12 protein-coding genes are annotated in these 19,573 nt (G+C 61.9%); 5 read left to right on the top strand and 7 right to left on the bottom strand.

Going from position 1 to position 19,573, the window contains the following annotated elements:
* Positions 1 to 222: 222 nt before the first annotated feature.
* Entirely contained in the window at positions 223 to 2,550 is a 2,328-nt protein-coding gene (gene pbpC / locus F0169_RS15855; RefSeq protein WP_172979457.1) for a peptidoglycan glycosyltransferase PbpC, read from the bottom strand.
* A 203-nt stretch (positions 2,551 to 2,753) separates the two neighbouring features.
* Between pbpC and F0169_RS15850 the strand changes: the two genes are divergently transcribed.
* On the top strand, positions 2,754 to 3,044 hold the full coding sequence (locus tag F0169_RS15850; RefSeq protein WP_058414647.1) for a hypothetical protein: 291 nt from the start codon (positions 2,754 to 2,756) through the stop codon (positions 3,042 to 3,044).
* Between the two features lie 112 nt (positions 3,045 to 3,156).
* Here F0169_RS15850 and F0169_RS15845 read toward each other — a convergent pair whose 3' ends face one another.
* A complete protein-coding gene (locus F0169_RS15845; protein ID WP_152747027.1) occupies positions 3,157 to 8,055 on the bottom strand; it encodes an alpha-2-macroglobulin family protein in 4,899 nt (1,632 codons plus the stop codon).
* A 289-nt stretch (positions 8,056 to 8,344) separates the two neighbouring features.
* Between F0169_RS15845 and F0169_RS15840 the strand changes: the two genes are divergently transcribed.
* Both F0169_RS15840 and F0169_RS15835 read left to right on the top strand, forming a co-directional pair.
* A complete protein-coding gene (locus F0169_RS15840; protein WP_122252068.1) occupies positions 8,345 to 9,700 on the top strand; it encodes an MATE family efflux transporter in 1,356 nt (451 codons plus the stop codon).
* Between the two features lie 100 nt (positions 9,701 to 9,800).
* Positions 9,801 to 10,256 carry a baseplate J/gp47 family protein gene (locus F0169_RS15835; RefSeq protein WP_152747026.1) on the top strand — a complete coding sequence of 152 codons (456 nt, stop codon included), beginning with the start codon at positions 9,801 to 9,803 and terminating at the stop codon, positions 10,254 to 10,256.
* 6 nt (positions 10,257 to 10,262) lie between these two features.
* On the opposite strand, the gene F0169_RS15830 is transcribed toward F0169_RS15835, so the two are convergent.
* From F0169_RS15830 to F0169_RS15810, 5 genes are all read right to left on the bottom strand, one after another.
* A complete protein-coding gene (locus F0169_RS15830) occupies positions 10,263 to 11,156 on the bottom strand; it encodes an alpha/beta hydrolase (RefSeq protein WP_122252066.1) in 894 nt (297 codons plus the stop codon).
* Positions 11,157 to 11,231: 75 nt separating this feature from the next.
* Positions 11,232 to 13,145 (bottom strand): arginine decarboxylase, encoded by a 1,914-nt coding sequence (speA, locus tag F0169_RS15825; RefSeq protein WP_099238720.1) that lies wholly within the window; start codon positions 13,143 to 13,145, stop codon positions 11,232 to 11,234.
* 143 nt (positions 13,146 to 13,288) lie between these two features.
* Positions 13,289 to 13,660: a translation initiation factor Sui1 gene (locus F0169_RS15820; RefSeq protein ID WP_172979456.1), complete on the bottom strand. Its 372-nt coding sequence runs from the start codon at positions 13,658 to 13,660 to the stop codon at positions 13,289 to 13,291.
* A gap of 181 nt (positions 13,661 to 13,841) precedes the next feature.
* A complete protein-coding gene (locus tag F0169_RS15815) occupies positions 13,842 to 14,378 on the bottom strand; it encodes an NUDIX hydrolase (protein WP_058414654.1) in 537 nt (178 codons plus the stop codon).
* Positions 14,379 to 14,380: 2 nt separating this feature from the next.
* A complete protein-coding gene (locus F0169_RS15810) occupies positions 14,381 to 15,448 on the bottom strand; it encodes a DUF2333 family protein (protein WP_058414655.1) in 1,068 nt (355 codons plus the stop codon).
* Between the two features lie 301 nt (positions 15,449 to 15,749).
* On the opposite strand from F0169_RS15810, the gene F0169_RS15805 reads away from it, so the two are divergent.
* Both F0169_RS15805 and F0169_RS15800 read left to right on the top strand, forming a co-directional pair.
* A complete protein-coding gene (locus F0169_RS15805) occupies positions 15,750 to 17,402 on the top strand; it encodes a response regulator (RefSeq protein ID WP_152747024.1) in 1,653 nt (550 codons plus the stop codon).
* Between the two features lie 71 nt (positions 17,403 to 17,473).
* Positions 17,474 to 19,435 (top strand): methyl-accepting chemotaxis protein, encoded by a 1,962-nt coding sequence (locus F0169_RS15800; RefSeq protein WP_152747023.1) that lies wholly within the window; start codon positions 17,474 to 17,476, stop codon positions 19,433 to 19,435.
* The last annotated feature ends 138 nt before the right edge of the window (positions 19,436 to 19,573 follow it).

Here is a 19,573-nt window from a genome sequence, read left to right as displayed (position 1 = left end):
CCCACAGTTTGACCACATTCTGCTTGGGGGGATTGGGCCGGCTTCCCGGGCTTTTTCAAAAGTGACTCGCTGTAAGAGCGAAACCGATACAAGCCATCACCCAAATACCGGATATGCCCCAACCTGAAGAACACCCCGAGCCCATTTGCTGCGCGACAGCGCTACATCACAGATGCAGTGGGGCCTCCCACAAAAGCGCGTTTGATCCTGGAGGCGCCCCGCTCACTCAACCACACTGAATTCAACCCGGGCAGTCTGCCCGGCCTCATCAAGCACACTCAGCTGGTAACGCCCCAACTGCTCAAAACCGGCATTGATGAACGCCTGATTACCGCTGTCCCCCAACGGCGCCCCGTTCAGGAACCACCAACGCCGGCCACTGCCCCCCAGCGCCGAAATTTTCAGCCGCAACCCCTGCTGGCTCCCCGCGGGAAGCCGCAACTGATCCCCCTCACGCACGCCAACAATCGATAACGGCGACGCCGCCGCCAACGCCGGTGGCGGACAATCGGTATCAGCCGCCGGAATGCGCGCCTCACGGCGCTCCACCCTGGGCAACCAAGGCTCCAACGGCGCAGGCCACAACGCGATGTCCTTGGCCACAGCCCCCGGGCATTGAGCGTCCACCCGCAAGCCCTTGGCATTCACCCAAACCGTTTCCTTCAAACCCACACTCAAAGGCTGATCCAACGCCTGCAACGTCGGCGGCGTGGTGTTATCCAGCGTCCAGGCAAAACGCTGGCGACGACAATTCGGGTCGCTGCGGCTCATCGGCTGGCCCAATGGCCAACAGATCGCAGCCACCCCCACATTGGCAGGCACCGGCTTGACTGGCGCGCTGACCCCACGCTGGCTGTCGCGGTTGGTCAACACGTCGTGCACTTGCAGCATCAACGGCGCCGCCGAAGCCAGGCCGAACTGGCCCGGCACTGGTGTGCCGTCTGGTCGGCCGATCCACACGCCGATCAAATAGCGCGGCCCCACACCAATCGCCCAGGCATCGCGAAAGCCATAGCTGGTGCCGGTTTTCCAGGCCAGCGCCGGGCGCTGCACCAGCTCGGCACGCGCGTCGCGATCGGGCCGCGCCTGGCCGCTGAGGATGCGCCGTACAATCCAGGCAGCCCCCGGCGAGAGTAACGGCCGTTCGCGCAGCGCATCGTCCGGTTGTAATCGAATATTCGCGCTCTTGCCGTCCCGGGCGAAGGCGCTGTAACCACCGACCAGATCTTCCAGACGGCTACCCGCGCCGCCGAGGATCAGCGCCAGGTTCGGTTCGGCCAACGCCGGCAACGCCAGTGGCATACCGCCGATGCGCATTTGGGCGGCAAAACGTTTTGGCCCGTAGGCCTCCAGCAACTGCACCGCGGGCAGGTTCAGCGAACTGGAAAGCGCCGTACTCGCCGGCACCGCGCCGCTGAAACCCATCGAGAAGTTGCCCGGCCGGTAATCGCCATAGCGCCGGGGCACGTCTTGTAACAGCGACTCGGAGTGGATCAACCCATCGTCCAGGGCCATGCCATACAGAAACGGTTTCAAGGTGGAACCCGGCGAACGCAGCGCGCTGATCATGTCCACATGGCCAAAGCGCTTGGCGTCGTTGATGTCCACCGAGCCCAAGTACGCGCGCACGGCCATGGTTTCTGCCTCGACCACCAGAATCGCGGCGGAGGTGTGCTCCGGCAATCGTGCGCGCCAGCCCAGCAGCAAATCTTCAAGACGCCTTTGCAGCGTGGCGTCCAGCGTGGTGCGGATCAGCGGCGGGCTGTCGGCGCGGTTCAGGCGGCGCGCGAGCAAAGGCGCCAGGCTGGGTTCCAGGCGTGGCGCGAGCAACAGCGGTTCTTCGAGTGCTTCATCGACCGCCGATTGCGGCCATACCTGGAACTCAGCCAAACGGCGCAGTACTTTGTCGCGCGCTTGCTGGGCGCGCAGCGGATGGCGGTCGGGGCGCAGACGGCTCGGCGCCTGCGGCAACACGGCGAGCAAGGCGGCTTCGGCGTGGGTCAACTGTGCCGGCGACTTGCCCAAGTACGCCCAACTGGCCGCCGCCACACCCTGCAACGTACCGCCGAACGGCGCACGGTTCAGGTACAGCGTAAGAATCTGCTCTTTGGACAGGTGCCACTCCAACTGCGCGGTGCGCCACAGTTGGCGCAGCTTGCCGTGCAAGGTCCGCGAGTGCGGGTCGAGCAACCGCGCCACCTGCATCGACAACGTGCTGCCGCCCGACACCACCCGCGCGCCCGTGAGGTTTTGCCAGGTCGCACGCGCAAGCGCCAGCGGGTTCACGCCGGGGTGCTGGTAAAACCAGCGGTCTTCGTAGGTCAGCAACGCGTCGAGGTAATACGGCGACACCTCGCTGCTTTGCACCGGGTAACGCCACACGCCGTTGGCATCGGCAAACCGCCACAATGGCGTGCCATCCTCAGCCAGTACCACACGGGCCAAATCATCCGCAGGCAACGGCAACGGCCAAATACGGTCAGCCAGCCACAGCAGCGCAACGACCAACAGCACCGCCGCAACCGCCCAGCGTAATAAACGTGGGAACACGCCGGCTCGCGACAGCGGCTTATCCGCAACCTCACTCACCGCGCAGCCACCGCTTGAATCGAATCAAGCCCAGGCCACGCTGAGCCACAACTAATCGCAAATTCAAACCCGCAAACCTCTATGCTCAGGGAACTAGCCGCGCGCCGTCGCGACCAAAGGCTGGGTCCTGACAATTTTGTCCACTCAATCATCGAGACACACCTATGCAAGCAGACTTTTTCGGATGGCTGGGCCACACACTTGGCTTGATCATCCATTACATCGTCGAGTTCTTCAGTGGGCTGTTTAACATGCTGTCCAATGCCGGCGGTGATTTTGTAGGAGGCATGTCCCGAGCGCTGGGCATGGACACCTCGATTATCAGCATCATCACCTTGATCATCGGCCTGCTGTTTCTGTATTCGGCGGTGCGCGCGTTCATGCGCGCCTCGATCATCGCGGGCATCATCTGGTTGATGCTCGGCCTGTGGCTGCTCAGTTGGGTCGTGCACTAACGCGAAAACACCCCGGCCCCTGTGGGAGCCGGGTTTGCTCGCGATGGCGGCGGGTCAGTCAACCCCTGCGCTAACTGGCCCACCGCTATCGCAGGCAAGCCAGCTCGCACCTTCAGCGGCCCTTGATCACCAGGTCTGCAGGCGTTTCGCCCACCGCCTGCCAGTTCGGCCGGTACATCGACTCCACTTGCGGCGGCGGCACACGGTAAGTGCCCGGCGTCACCGCCCGCGCCAGATACAACAGGTGCGTGGTGCCGTAGCCGTCCAGGTTCAGCGCCGCCACGTAGCGGTCATCGCGGAACTCCTGATGTTTGAGCGACGCGTTCTGCATCGACTCGCGCCATTCCTTGACTTGGCTGCTGGCGTTTTCCAGGCTGGCAGCGCTTTGCGCCAAGTTCTGGTTTTCCAGCTCCAGGCCCGCCGGCAACAGGTCCACCACCAAGGCATCCGGTACGCGCTGCTTGGCGCTGACCGCCAAATGCACCAGCACCAGGTCACCGCTGTTAACGTTACGCAGGTTCAGCGGCTGGCCGTTCATGCCCAGGTATTCGCGGCGGATGTTCAAGTTGTCGCCACCCGCTGGCGGTGGCACTTGTGGGTAACCCGAGATCGTCAGTTGCTGATACACCGGTGTCTCGCTCTGATTACTCAGGCTCAAGTCAGCGGAGAGTTGCGCGCCTTCCAACGCCAACGTCGACTGTTGATTATTCAACGCATGTGCACCGCCACTGCCGGTCAGCGCCACCTGCCAGTTAGTCTCAGGCTGTGAGAACCCAAGGCGCCCGGCGAGGAACAGTGAATTGCGCTCCTGCGTCGAAAGGTATGGGCTGGCCGCCAACTGGTCCGACAGCGTAAACAAGCGCTGCTCACGCTGGCCTTTGGCCAAATCATTCTCTTCAAGCAGCGCCAGAATCATGGCCTGATCGCGCAACGGGCTGCCGTAGTCGGCCAGCCATTCATTGGCATTGCGCTGCGCCGCCAACCCGGCGAGCAAGGCTTGATCAGCGCGCGGCTGGTCACCCATTTTTTGCAGGGCGATGGACAACTGCACCAACGGCAAGCCGGAGCGCGCATCGCTGCGACGTTCGAAGATACTGCGCAACGCGCCCAATGGCGCCTGTTGGCTGCGCGCCAGCACCATGCCCGCGTAGGCCTGCACGGCAAAGCGGGTGTGGTCGGCATTCTCGCTGTAATCCACCTCAATCAAGTTGCGTTCCTGCACATAACGCAGCAGGCGCTCGCTGGCTTTTTTCAGCGCGTCGGGCGGCACCGCAAAACCCTGGTCACGCGCGCGCAACAGGAAGTCTGTGACGTAAGCGGTCAGCCAATATTCCTCTTCGCCATCGGCGCCCCACAAGCCAAAGCTGCCGTTGTAGCGTTGCATGCCCAGCAGGCGCTCGATGCCCAGTTCGATCTTGCGTTTGCGCTCGGCATCCGGCTCGCCCTTGACCCCAAGGCGCTTGAGCAACGCATCATCGGCATACAGCGATGGGTACAGGCCGCTGGCGGTCTGCTCCAGGCAGCCATAAGGGTACGCCTTGAGCGCGCTGATCTGCGCGCCAAGGTTCAGCGGCGGTCGGCTCGACAGGCTCAGCAGCGCTTCACGCCCCGAGGCATCAAGCTGATCCAGCGCGCCCGACGGCAGGCTCCATGGCTGATCCTTCAGCACTGCGCGGTAATGCTTGAGCAGCGCCGGGTAGGCTGGGCGCACACCCAAGGTCCATTCGCGGCTGAAGGGCGGCAGGTTTTCCCCCGGCAAGTCGAGGCCGTTCACCGTGACTTTGAGTTTGCCCTGCCCCAAACCGCCCCAGGCTTTCACCGGGATACGCAGCGTGGTGCGCTGGCCTTGTTTCAGTTCAATCGACTGCGCGGCGCCGTTAACCAATTCCAACTGCCCTTCGGCGGTCAATTGCACGTCGAGTTTCTGCGCCTTGCCCGACAGGTTGGACAGGTCCAGGGCCAGGCTCGTCTGGTCACCACCGGCCAGAAAACGCGGCGCCGACAGCTCTGCGATCAGCGGCGCGGCAATCACCGTCTTGCCTTCGGCCATGCCGTAGCGATCATCACTCCAGGCCTGCGCCATCAGGCGCAGCTCGCCGTTGAAGTCGGGGATATTGACGCTGACTTCGCCCTCGCCCTGCTCATTCAAAGTCACCGGAGCGCTCTGCAAGGCAACGATGGTGATACTGGTGTCCGGGCGCTTGCCGCCCTTGGCCAACGCGGCGTCACCACCGAACGCCAGGCTGGCCAAACGGCCCTGACCCGCTTCGATCAACTGGCCGTAAATATCGAACTGGTCGACGCCATACGCCTTGCGGCCGAACAGGCTGGAATACGGGTCCGGCGTCGGGTATTCGGTGATATTAAGGATGCCCACGTCCACCGCCGCCAGCAGTACATGCACCTGCTTGGGCACGCTTCCATCGGCATTTTTGGCGGCGATTTTCACCGTCAACGGTTGTTTGGGGCGCATTTTTTCCGGCGCGGTAAGGGTCAGGCCGAGTTTGCGCTGGGTGCGATCCAGCGGCAGGTGCAGCAGGCCCACCGCACGTTTCGGGGTGATGTTGGTTTTGCGCTCACCGGGGCGAATCACCAGCGCGCTGACGTACAGGTCGTGGCGCGACCATTTTGGATCGAGCTTCACGGCGAAGCTTTTGCCCTCGGCCGGCACATCGATTTCCTGCCACCACAACGGCCCTTCGCTGGATTCAACCAACAAGTAGCCCTTGCCGGCAGCCGGCGGGGTAACGGTAATGTTGGCGGTATCGCCATCGCCATAGGCCGGTTTATCCAACGCCAGCTTGACCTGATCCGGCCGCACAGCGCCGCCTTCGGTATTGTCCTGGGCCTGGTAGCCTGCCCAGAAACGCAGGCTGCTGACCAACCCGGTTTTTGGGTCTTCAACTTCGACGCGGTAAGGGCCCCACTCCACCTGGAAGCTGACCTTGGCGGTGTCACCGGCCTTGATAGTCAGGGTCTGTTCATCGAGGTTGAGGAATTTCTCGTTGAAGTGGTAGCTCCAGCCGTCGTTGTCGGAGTAGTTCCAGTAGTAGTCGCGGCGTTCGCGCACCAGGCGCACCTTGAGGTCTTGCGCGGCAAGTTTTTGCCCGTCCTGGTTGGCCACCAGCACTTCGAATTCCGCAGGGCCGTCGCCATTGGTTTCCTTGCCGTCAAACAACCCGCGCAGGCCCGGCAATTGCTCAGCCGGCCAGATCGGTTGCACCAGGCGCCGAGTGATCGGCCGCCCGCCCGACTCTTGCAGGCTGGCCTGCACGATCAGTTGCAACGGCGACTTGGCGTCGGCCCATTTACTTTCCAGGGTCAGCGCTTGCTCGCCTTTGGCGTCGAGCACGCTTTCGTCCAGTTCGAAGTCCTGGCTCAGTTCCTCTTCGGTGACGGAGCCAAACTGGTAACCCGGCAATGCCTTAACCGCTTCACGCAGCGGCCGCACATAGACTTGCCCACTGACCCGGTTACCCGACGCCGGCGCACCGTAAAGGTAACGACCGTTGACGTGAATGACCGGGTTATCCGCCGGGCTCAACGCCGTGTCGCTGCCCTTGAGCTCCAGCGCCAGGCGCTCGGGCAGGAAGTCTTCAACGAGGAACTCATACAACTGCGGCTTGCCATCGCCCAGGTCAAACACCAACTGCCAGCGCCCGGTCGGCGCTTCGCCGGCCAGTTGCAGCTGGTATTGATACAGCCCGGTTGCATCGGCATCCCACACAAACTTGCGGCTCACTTGTTCATCCGGGCGGCGAACTTCAACACTCACCGGTTGCGGCTTGACCGCGTTACCGTCTTTATCGCGCAACAGGGCGTTGAGCAGCACGGTTTCGCCAGGGCGATACAGGTCACGCGGGCCGAACACAAAAAATTGCAGCGGGTGCGCCGGCTGGCCACCAATGTCGAACTCCGCCAAATCCAGCGCGGCGCTGTCGAGGCGCAGCAGGCTGGTTTGTTCGCCTTGCTTGGCCAACAACACCTGCGCCTTTTTCGGCAATGGCAACTCAGCGTGGCCGCCCTTCTCGGTCTTGCCTTGGCCGAGCACGCGGCCCTCGGCATCCAGCACTTCGAGGTCGACACCATCGAGTGCCTTGCCGCCTTCCAACGCTTGGGTAAAGACATCCAGGCGATTGGCATAGCGGTGCACCGACAAGCCAATATCACTCAGCGTGAACAGCGTGGCCGGTTGCGAATAGTTGTAGGTGCCCGAGGCACGCATCACCGCCAGGTACACGCCCGGCTGCTGCAATTGCTTGAGGCCGGCGATTGGCAGCAACAAGGTTTCGCGGGTGTTACGTGCCGGGTTCAGGTCGAAACGGCCGCCGTAGACCAGATCGGCCATCGGCAGCAATTCGCTGGCCTCATAACTTTGCAGGCTGGTATTGCGCCCCCACTTCGCCAGAAACGCGGGCAGCGATTCGGGCTTGATGCGGAAGAATTCGACGTCGATCTTGTCGACGTTCAGCGCGATCACCGGCAGGCCTTCAGCAAGGCGCGTGGGCAGCAAGGTGCCCCGGCTGGCGAACCCGACCGTGGCTTGCAGGTCTCGGGTTTCCAGGCGCGCGCTGTACTCGGCGGCGAGCGTGTTGGCGTTGACCGCCTTTACACCGGCGTCGACCGTCAGCACCAGTTTGCGCTGCGGCTCGAGGTGGCGCAGGCGCAGCTCCATCAAGTTATCGGAAAGCTCCCAGGCACCGTCGACCTTGCCGGTCTTGCTGTCCACCAGGTGGAGTTTGTCGGCGAACTTCTGATCAGGGTCCAGGGGAATGGAAAAACTCACGGACAACGTGCTGGCGCCGTCCAACTGCACCTCGGACACGTCCACCACGCTCAACTCACGCCCGGCATAGCGCTGCTTCAACGCCGCCACATCCACCGCCGCGCTGGCCGGTTTCGGTACTGCCGTGGTCGCCGCCGGTGCGGGCGGGGCAGCCGGTTTGTCGGAGGAATCGCAGGCACTCAGCAGCGCTAACGCGCAGGCCAGGAACAATCCTTTGTTAAGCATGGGGGCACTCGTCGTAAGAGAATCCGGGGGGTGAACTATATATCAGCCAGGGCCGGGCCGATGCGGTGCTGGTCACATTGACCGACAGAGGGAGGTTTGGTTCTGCGAAAACTTGAAGCCTGGCCAGGCCCTGCAAGCGCTGCAGAGCTTAGGCTGCTCAGCAGCGGGACGCGGAGCGTCCAAGGCGGCATTCCCACGCAGAGCGTGAATGATCACAACGATCATGATGACGCAGGTGTGCCCATTCCAAGCGCCAGCTACAATGCCGCACCCCAAGGAGCCAGCCCGCATGCCCACCCTGCTCACCGACTGGCGCCACCGCCCCACCCACCGCCGCGTCTGGGCCTTGGCCGCACCGATGATCCTGTCGAACATCTCCGTACCGCTGGTCGCGCTGGTCGACAGCATGGTCATCGGCCATCTCCCCCACGCGCACCAACTGGGCGCCGTGGCCGTAGGCGCCAGCCTTTACACCTTCCTGGCGTGGGCCATGGGTTTCTTGCGCATGGGCGCCACCGGCTTCTCTGCCCAAGCCGCCGGGCGCAATGACGGCGCGGCATTGCGGCAAATCCTGCTGCAAGGCCTGCTGCTGGCACTCGGCCTGGCCATCGTGTTGGGCACCGTCGGCATCCCCCTCAGCCACCTGGCGCTGGAATGGATGCAACCCTCGCCCGAACTGAACCAACTGACCCGCGAGTTTTTCCACACGCGCCTGTTCGGCCTGCCCGCAGCGTTAGCCAGCTACGCCTTGGTCGGCTGGTTCCTGGGCACGCAAAACGCCCGCGCGCCGCTGGCGATTCTGTTGACCACGAACCTGGTCAACATCGCCTTGAACCTGTGGTTCGTACTCGGGCTGGAGTGGGGCGTAGTCGGCTCCGCACGTGCGTCGGTCATCGCCGAATGGACCGGTGCCCTGCTCGGCCTGGCCCTCACGCAAAAGGCCCTGCGGGCCTACCCCGGCCATATCGCCTGGGCGGCGCTCGCGCTGTGGCAAAGCTGGCGCCCGTTGCTGGCAGTGAACCGCGACATCTTCATCCGCAGCCTGGCACTGCAATCCGTGTTTTTCATGATCACCGTGCAAGGCGCACGCCTGGGCGATGCCACCGTGGCCGCCAATGCGCTGCTGCTCAACGGGTTGCTGCTGACCGCCCACGCTTTGGACGGCCTGGCCCACGCGGTCGAGGCCCTGTGCGGTCACGCCATCGGCGCGCATGATCGCCAAGCGTTGCGCCGCTCGCTGGTGGTTGCCTGCGGGTGGTCGTTGATCGCGAGTGTGGGGTTCGCCCTGCTGTTCACCTTCGCCGGCCACCTGTTTATCGCGATGCAAACCGACATTCCCAGCGTGCGCGACACCGCCGACATCTACCTGCCCTACCTGGCGGTACTGCCATTGATTGCGGTGTGGAGTTACCTGCTGGACGGCCTGTTTATCGGCGCAACCCGCGCGCGTGAAATGCGCAACGGCATGCTGCTGACGGTACTGTTGGCGCTGCCGTTCGCCTGGGCGTTGCAGGGGTTGGGCAACCACGGCCTGTGGATAACCTTCTTGCTGTTCATGGCCTTGCGCAGCCTCACGCTGTGGGTAATTGCCTGGCGGTTGAGCAAGAGGAATCAATGGCTCGGCGATACGACCTGTCAGATTTGACAGGTTACAACGCCGCGCAACCCGCGTTGAATAATGGTAGAACCTGAAGAAAACTGAGTTTTTCAGGCCCACCTTTATCTCAATTCAGGGACGAACAAACATGAGTGCCACTACCTACTTCATCATCGGCGCTGCGATCGTGGTCGCGGTCATCATTGCAGCCTTGATGCGTGCGAACGCGGCGAGAAAATCCAAGCGACCCAGCGACGACATCGCCGAACCAATCGACGAACCTGTCACCGTCCCGGCAGCGCACATCACACCGGAGATGAGCATTTCAAACATCACACTGGACCCGGAACCAGCCGCAAGCCCGCCGTTGTCCGAGACCTCGGCAAACGTAGAGGTCTGGAATCAAACTGATTTTCAAGTGTTCGTCACGCAACAAGGCATTAGAGCAACACTGCCGGCCCAAGGCAGAGCGCAAATGGATAGCCGGTTCCCTCTGACCGTCATTCCCGCGACATCGGATAACACCTGGCACTCCGTCTCGCTGCAGGGCACCGGCACCGGGGGCGAACGCCAATGCCTGATCGTGCACAGCCTCGAAAAATAGCGTGGTTTACGGTGTGGACGCTTGCCGGGTGCTTGCAGCGCCAGGGTCCGTGGCGTGGATAAACGCCGTGACGCGATCCAGCACCGGGGCCAGCCAGCGCAGCGGCTTTGCCAGGGATGCCACCAAGGTCGCGTGGTTGGTTTTGGTCACGTAAAACGTTTCAACCGGCACACCCGCTTCGCGCAGTTTTTTCGCCAGCCCGCCGGTATTGCGCGTGGGGTTGACCAGTGTGTCGCTGACCGACGCGATCAACAGGCTCGGCGGTGCGTCATGGCTGACGTGGTTGATCGGCTGCGACTCCGGCGGAGAGTCGGGAAAGAAAAACACCGGCCGCACGTCCTTGTTCTCAATCGGCAAGAAGTCATACGGCCCGGCCAGGCCGATCCAGCCCTTGAACATCGACGGCGACAGGTTCACTGCCTTCAGCCAGCGCGCATCCAGCGCCAACATTGATGCGTTGTAGGCACCGGAGCTGTGGCCCATCACATACATCTGCTGTGGGTCGGCGCCGTAGTCGGCAATGTGTTGGTGCGTCCAGGCCACCGCTCGGGCGCCGTCCTGAAGAAACGCCGGGTAACGCACTTGTGGGTAGAGCCGGTAGTCAGCGATCACTGCCACGATGCCGCGTGATGCCAAGGCTTCGCCGACAAACGCGTAGTCTTCCCTGGCGCCGCTGTTCCAACTGCCGCCATAGAAAAACACCACCACGGGGGCATTGGCCAGGGCGGGGGCAGGTCGGTAAACGTCGAGTTTTTGCCGTGGGTCATCGCCGTAAGCGATGGCCGAGGTTTTAGTGAAAGTGCTGGAGGGCGTCAGTGCGTTGAGCACTTTGATCGGCGAGCAGGCCGCCAGCAACGCGGCGATCGCCAGGGTGAACACGTGCAGGAGCGGTTTCGACATTATTCAGGCCCTATAAAAACTGTAGGACTTGCAGCGACGCACATGTGGGAGGGGCCGTGAGCCCCTCCCACACTGTTATGACGACAGGTAAGACGAACGCGTGAGGCCCAAGCGCAGTGCATCGAGGAACTGCGTACGCTCACCCGCGCTGATGTTCGCGCTCGCGCACTTGTCGCGGTAATGCGTCATCAGCTCTTCCGGCGACAAGTGCACGTAGCGCAGCATGTCTTCGATGGTGTCGTGGGTCTCGATCCCGGCGCTGTACACCGAGCCGTCTTCACGCTGGTAGATGTTCACCGAGTCGGTGTCACCAAACAGGTTGTGCATGTCGCCGAGAATTTCCTGGTAAGCGCCCACCAGGAAGATCCCCAGCAAGTAGTCTTCACCTTCGTTCAAGCCGTGCACCGGCAAGCTGGTCTCGATGCTCTGCTCGTCGACGTATTGCTTGATCTTGCCGTCGGAGTCACAGGTCAGGTCTTGCAGCACGGCGCGGCGCATCGGCTCTTCGTCGAGGCGGTGCAGCGGCAAAATCGGCAGCACCTGGCCGATGGCCCAAGTGTCCGGCAGGCTCTGGAATACCGAGAAGTTGCAGATGTACTTGTCGGCCAGCTTGTCGTTGAGTTCGTCGAGCACTTGGCGGTGCGAGCGCTGACGGGCTTTCAACGAGTTGTGCAAACGGCGGCACACTGCGAAGTAGCACTGTTCGGCCAAGGCTTTTTCGGCCAGGGTCAGTTTGCCATCGGCGTACTGGGTGGCCACGTCGCTCATGTAGTGCGTGGCGCGCCAGTAGGTTTCGGTGACCATCTCAATGTCGGTCGGGCCTAGCAGGTCGACCAGCCATTGCACGGTTTCCGGCAGGTTTTCCTTGTTCTCGATCAGCGGGATTTCGTCGTTGTGTTTTTCGACGTCGGTGACTTGCACCACCAGCATGGCGTGGTGCGCGGTCAGCGAGCGGCCGCTCTCGGAGAAGATGTGCGGGTGCGGCAGGCTCTGCGCGTCGCAGAATTCCTTGAGCATGCCCACGACTACACCGGCGTAGTCGTCCATGTCGTAGTTGATCGAGCTGGCGTTACGCGAGTGCGTACCGTCGTAGTCCACGCCCAAGCCGCCGCCGACGTCGATGTGGTCCACCGGCAAGCCGAGGTTACGCAGTTCGCCGTAGTAACGAATGGCTTCCTTGAACCCGTGCTGGTAGTCGGCCAGGTTGGCGATTTGCGAACCCATATGGAAGTGCAGCAAGCGGATGCCCTGGTCCAGGCCCGCCGCGCGAAAGCGCTCGACCACCGACAACAGTTGCGCCGCCGACAAACCGAACTTGGATTTTTCACCGCCGGTGTCGGCCCACTTGCTCGACGCCAGGGACGACAAACGCACGCGCAGGCCAACCTGAGGCTTGACCTTGAGGTTTGCCGCCTCCTCGATCACCAGCGCTACTTCGGATTCTTTTTCGATCACGATGAACACGTTGTGGCCAAGCTTTTGGCCCATCAGCGCGAGGCGGATGAACTCACGGTCCTTGTAACCGTTGCAGACAATGGTGCCGCCCTTGGGTGCCAGGGCCAGCACGGCCAGCAGCTCAGGCTTGGAGCCGGCTTCCAGGCCAATCGACACGTCTTGCGTGGCGATAATGTTTTCGATCACGGCTTCTTGCTGGTTCACCTTGATCGGGTACAGCGCGGTGTACTTGCTTTGGTATTCGAGGCGTTCGATGTTGGCGTCGAACGCACCGGTCAACTGGCGCACGCGGTCTTGCAGGATGTCGGGGAAACGCACCAGCAACGGCAAGGACAGGCCGCTTTTGCGCAGCTCGTCGACTTGCTCGTACAGGTCGACGGGCGTGCTGTTCGGGCCGTTCGGACGGACTTCAACGCGACCGGCTTCATTGATCGCGAAATACCCGGCCCCCCAATGGCGAATCCCGTAAACACTGCGGCTGTCCGCAACTGTCCATTGGCTGCCATCGTCTTTGCGTGTGCGTCGTACGGACATCGAAGTCCCCTATATATGAAGGCGAAGGCGCCACCTCTGGTAGAGGCTGGCGCAGTCTAAAGAATGAAAATGACGATTTGCCTGTAAGCAAGGTAAGACCGCGCTCGCAGGACAGAGTTTAGACACAGGTTGGGAAGAGGCTTTCAGCCGCCGGACTTCTTGGCCTTGTAACCCAGCTTGATCAGCTCGGCTAACAGCAATTCGACGTGATCGCCCTGAATCTCGATAACCCCGTCTTTCAACGCGCCACCGGTGCCACAGCGTTTTTTCAGCGCAGTGGCCAGCTCCTTCAGGGCGTCTTCGGCCAGGGGCGCGCCGGTGATGGTGGTCACCGTCTTGCCGCCACGGCCTTTGCTCTCGCGTCGCACGCGGGCAATGCCGTCACCTTCAGGGATCAGGGTTTGTTTGCAGGTGCACGAATCCACGGGCTGACGACAGTCCGGGCAGTGTCGACCTGCGTCGGTGGAAAATACCAAGCCACCAAGGGCGGCGAAGGATGCGGCTTTTTTGGCCACCGGCAATCCTCTTGGGAGGACAAAGACTGATCGGTACCCGCAAGGCGCCTACCGACCGCGAAGCCCCACTCAGGCAGGGGCAGCGCTACCGAACCGCCTAGGTGGTTCGGGTGAAAAGTCGCGCAGTGTAACGGCAAAAAGCCAACTTGCTAAGGGCCAAATCGCGCCAATTTATGCAAGTTTAGCGACGTGAGGCCAGATAGCGCCTCAAGCCCTCTTGGGCGTCCGGGCAGTAAGGCTTGTGTTGCGCTTCCTGCAGCACTGTTTCAATCGGCAGAAAGCGCGCTTCCATGACTTCTTCGGGCTGCAGACGCAAGGCACCATCCCACACCGCGGAGTAGGATTTGCACCAGAGCCGGCTGTCACCGTCCTCAAAGTAGAAATGGTCATGCTCGACCAATTCCACGCCGCCCACCCCAAGCTCTTCTTCCAACTCACGGGCTGCCGAATCGGCGTAACTCTCGCCTGGCGCGACCATCCCGCCCGCCGCCGTGTCCCAGAACCCGGGATACATGGCTTTGCTCAAGGTACGTCGATGCACACAGAGCAGGCCGGCCGAATTGAACAGGAAAATAAACGTGCAACGGCCAATCAGGCCGCGCTGGCGAAGGTCGGACCTGACCAGGCTGCCGAGCACGTTGTCGCGCTCGTCGACCCAGCAGATCAGTTCAGCGTCGGAGGCCGCGCGGTGCGCGGCCTCCTTTTGGGTAGCGTCCATCATCACCCTTGGTTAAGCAGCTGACGCAAGTCGATCACTGCGGCATTGGCCCGGGAAATATAGTTGGCCATGACCAGCGAGTGGTTGGCGAGAACGCCGAAGCCGCTGCCGTTCAGGATCATCGGGCTCCACACCGGCTCTTGCGAAGCCTCCAGCTCACGAATGATCTGGCGCACGCTGACGGTGGCGTTTTTCTTCGCCAGCACGTCGGCAAAATCGACTTCGATGGCGCGCAGCAGGTGGGACAAGGCCCACGCCTGGCCACGCGCTTCGTAGAACACGTTGTCGATTTGCATCCATGGGGTTTCGACCACTTCTTCATCAACCTGCGGCACTTCGCCCGGTTTCAGCGCTTCGGTTTTCAACGTGGTGTTCAGTTTGACGCGGCCCACGCTGGCCGACAGGCGCTGCGACAACGAGCCCAAACGGGTAGCGACGTCGCCCAGCCAGTTATTCAGGTTATCGGCACGCGCGTAAAACAGCGCGCCGCGCTGGTTGGGGTCAGACAGGCGCGCCTCGTAGCGATTCAGCGAATTGATACCTTCCTGGTATTCCGACTCACTCGACGGCAACACCCAGCTCTTGTTATCGAAGTTGAAGCGCGGCTCGGCCTTGGCCAAGTCAGCATCTTCGGCCGACTGCGACTGTGAGCGGGCGAAGTCTTTACGCAAGGCACGGGTCAGGTCACGCACCTGCACCAGCACGCCGTACTCCCAGCTCGGCATGTTGTCCATCCACAGGCCTGGCGGGAAACGGTCATTGGAAATGTAACCGCCGGGCTTGTTGAGCAACGTACCAACCACGGTTTTGAGGGTTTCAACGGTGGTGTAGCCCACCACCATCTGCTTGCCTTCCTTTTCGGCGGCAAGCTGGGCATTTTGCTGGACCGGGAACAGCGCGGGTTCTTCACTCCAATACCAACCCAGGCCGCCTGTGACCAACAAATACACCGCCAACACGCAAAGCAAGGCTTTGCTCATCAGCAGGTTGCGAAAGTAGCCGCGGTTGGCCGAGGTCGATTCAGGGGCGGGGCCTTTGGCACTGTCTGCACGGTTTTTCCAGTCCAGCATGGCGTTATCCTTTCAATCACTTGAGTTCATGCACGTCAAATTGTCCGGGTGCGTTCAAACATTCCGACCGCAACCCTACCCCATCGTGCCCATCGGTGCGGGGCTTTTAGCCAAAAGTGGCGCACAGGGCAGGTTCGACTATAAAGGATGCACGTTTTTTACGCTGCGCGACCACGAGGTCGGAAACTGAATACCAAAGACTTGTACTTAATTGACGTATGACACTCATGTAACAGAAAAGAGGTGCTAGCATAGCGCCATCAGTCGACCTCAGCATGCACCCTACCGTAGTAGTCAGGATATGACCGAGCCAGAAGACCCCAGCCGTGAGCGTCTCAAGCAGCATTTTGCCCAGCGGGTAATTCATCAGGCACGTCAAATTCTTGAGATATGGCAGCGTCTGCAACACAGCGAATGGTCGAGCGCGGACTTAGCCGAGCTCAGCGATGCCAACTTGCGCTTGCTGCGCTTTGCCGAGCGCTTTGAACAGCCGGAGCATGGCCACCTGGCGCGGCATATCGGCGAGTCCCTGCAGGCGGTCGACGAAAATCGTGGCCGCCTCAGCAGCCATGTCATCACCGAACTCAACCGCCTGATGCAGCGCTTGTCCCGCACCGGCCTGCGCCAGGGCGACCAGCTTGAGCAAACGCTTTTGCCGCCAATGCGCAAGCCGATCTACGTGATGCTGGCCGATCACGACCGCGCCGAGCGCCTGGCCAAGCAACTCGAATTTTTTGGCATGAGCGCGCAGTCCCTCGACAGCGTGGCAGCGTTTCACGCCTCGATGGCCGAGCGCCTGCCGTCGGCGATTGTGATGGACGTGGACTTTTGCGGCACGGGGCTGGGCCTCAAGCTCGCCGCCCAAGCCCAGGAAGGCCTGGAACAAAAGCTGCCACTGCTGTTTTTCAGCCTGCATGAAACCGACACGCCGACGCGCCTGGCCGCCGTGCGCGCCGGCGGCCAGGAATTTCTCACCGGCACGCTGGAAGCCTCAAGCCTGCTGGAAAAGATCGAAGTACTCACCTGCGTCGCGCAGTACGAGCCGTATAAAGTACTCATCATCGATGACTCACGCGCGCAGGCGCTGCACACCGAGCGGTTGCTGAACAGCGCCGGCATCGTCACCCGCACCTTGATCGAGCCGATCCAGGCCATGGCCGAGCTGGCGGATTTCCAGCCGGACCTGATCATCCTCGACATGTATATGCCCGCGTGTACCGGCACCGAACTGGCCAAGGTGATTCGCCATAACGACCGCTATGTCAGCGTGCCGATTATTTACCTGTCGGCCGAAGACGACCTCGACAAACAGCTGGATGCCATGAGCGAAGGCGGCGACGACTTCCTCACCAAGCCGATCAAGCCGCGCCACCTGATCACCACTGTGCGCAACCGCGCCGCGCGCGCGCGCAACCTCAAGGCGCGGATGGTGCGCGACAGCCTGACCGGGCTGTACAACCACACACATATTCTGCAATTGCTCGAAGACTGCAGCTTTCGCGCGCGCCGCGAAAACAAGCCGTTGAGCTTTGCCATGCTCGACATCGACCACTTCAAGCGGGTCAATGACAGCCACGGCCACCCGATGGGCGACCGCGTGATCAAAAGCCTGGCGCTGTTTCTCAAGCAACGGTTGCGCAAGACCGACTACATCGGCCGCTACGGCGGTGAAGAGTTTGCCATCGTGATGCCCGACACCGACCTGGAATCGGCCTGCAAGGTGCTCGACGAAATCCGTGAGCGCTTTGCCGAAATACATTACCCGGCGCAGCCCCAGGATTTGTGTTGCACCTTCAGCGCCGGCCTGGTTGAGCTGTACGACGGTTCCGACAGCTTGATGATGGCAGCCCAAGCGGATGAGGCGTTGTACCGCGCCAAGGACGCCGGGCGTAACCGAGTCCAGGCCGTACATGCATCAAAGCAAAGTGCCATCTTTTCATCCGAATTCACTTAGTCCGTCATCACTCTGTAACTAAAACGCAATAAGTTCAGGCACTTATCTTTTGCTGACGGTTGAAACCACGCATGCGCCTGAAGCTGCTGACCAATCTGAATACCCTTCTGCTGGTGGCCGTATGCTTGGCACTTGGGGCGACGTTGTGGTGGTCGCAACGCGCGCTGGAGCGGCCTTACCTGCTGATGGAACGCTACCTGGGCCTGTCGCAGACGTTTCAGAACCAGGCCGCACGCAATATCGACGACTACCTGGCCAGCGGCGACGCCTTGCGCTTGAGCAGCGCCGGCCAGAGCCTCGAAAGCCTGTTAAAAAACCTTGATGAACTGCCCGCCGAACTCGCGCAAAACCTGCGCCCCAGCCTGGTAGACCTCGACACCTTCAGCAAGACCGATTTGCTCGCCGCCGGCAAGCTGGCCGGCGACCCGCAAGCGCTGCTGCTGCAAGCCGAACGCGAACTCGGCGCCAACCTGGAGCAACTGGGCCAGTACGCCATCGGCGTTAATTCGCCAGACGCCGCACGCTACCTGCCGCCGCTGCTGGCTGCGGCCCAGCACTTGGGCAAACTGTCGCTGGCGCGCGACAAACTGGTGAGCAGCGGGCGCGCAGAACTGGCCGATGAGGTTGAGCGCGAAGTCGCCAGCATGCGCACACAGGCCGACGTATTGGCGCAATTACCGTTGCTCGGCGTAAAGGCCAGCGCGGAATCCAGCGCTGATGATTTCTCCGCCATGATGGGCCTGGAAAACAGCGAAAAAACTGAAGCACAAGACACCGGCGTCGACCTTAAACGCGAACTCAACAGCCTGCTGACCCGCTACCCCGGCGAACTCAAGCGTACCCGCGAGCAAATTCAACTGCGCACGGCGCTGGCCGACCGCACCCACTTGAAAATCGCCGCCGTGCAACACGCCATTGCCGGCCTGGAGCCGGTGGTGCGCGAGCAGCACGGCAAGATCCAGGGCGAAGTACGCCTGATGCAAGGCGTAATGATCGGCCTGATCCTGCTGATCGCGCTGCTCATCGACACCCTGCAACGGCGCCTCGCACGCGTGCTGACCAACCTTGCACCGGCGCTGTCGACCTGGGCCGAAGGCGACTTCAGCAAGCCGATTGCCTTGGGCAAAACCAACCGCGAACTGCGCGACATCGAAGCTTCGCTTAACCGCCTGCGCGCTTATCTGGTGGACTTGGTGGGGACTATTCGTGGCAATGCCGAAGAAGTCGCCGGCACCAGCCGCGCGCTTGCCGAGCTGAGCAGCGGCCTGCATGACGGCGCCGAACGCCAAGCCGGCGATACCGCGCAGATCCGCGACTCGCTGGGCGAGCTGGAAGCGACCATTCAGCAAGTGGCCGGTGACGCCAGCCAGGCCGCCGGTGCGAGTCGCAGCGCTGGCCAGGCGGTGCAACAGGGCCAACATGTGATCGGCCTGAGCCTGACCGGGCTGCATGCCTTGGTCGGCGAAGTGCAGCAGAACGCGCAAATGATCGAAAAACTCGCCGAAGAATCCGCCACCATTGGCGGTGTACTCACGGTGATTCGCTCGATTGCCGACCAGACCAACCTGCTCGCGTTGAATGCCGCCATCGAAGCAGCGCGTGCCGGAGAGGCCGGGCGCGGGTTTGCCGTGGTCGCCGATGAAGTGCGCTCGCTGGCCCAACGCACGGCCGGTGCGACAGCCGAAATCCAGACACTGATTGCCGGCCTGCAAACCGCTGCCGGCCAATCGGTGGCAGGCATGCGCGCCCAGGTCGAACACGCCGAAGCCACCGCACAGCAAGCCCAGGCCGCCGACGGTGCGCTGGATGAAATCGTCGAGGCGATCCAGACTATTTCCGATACGGCGGTGCGCATCGCCGATGTGACCGCCCAGCAAAGTGGCGCGGTCAGCGAGATACGCGATAACAGCGAGCGCATTCACCAGTTGGGTGAGGATAATTTGCTGCGCATCGGCGAGGGCCGTCGCCAGGGTGAGCACTTGCTGGTGCTTGGCGGCCAGCTCAGCACTGCGGTGCAAGCCTTCCGGGTCTAAGCCGGTTGCTTGCCGGGGGGCTATCAAAAAACCTGCGCAGGGCTGCGGGTGGGAGGGCCTGATGCATCTTTGATCTGGCGCTGTCGCGCAGCAAGCGGGCTTGGGGTGTTCTTTGGATTTTCGTGCATATCCGTTTTT

Origin of the sequence: Pseudomonas kitaguniensis, from assembly GCF_009296165.1 — a bacterium.
Classification (GTDB): domain Bacteria; phylum Pseudomonadota; class Gammaproteobacteria; order Pseudomonadales; family Pseudomonadaceae; genus Aquipseudomonas; species Aquipseudomonas kitaguniensis.
Note: the sequence above shows the minus strand (reverse complement) of the source record. Positions and strands in the feature narration are given on the sequence as shown.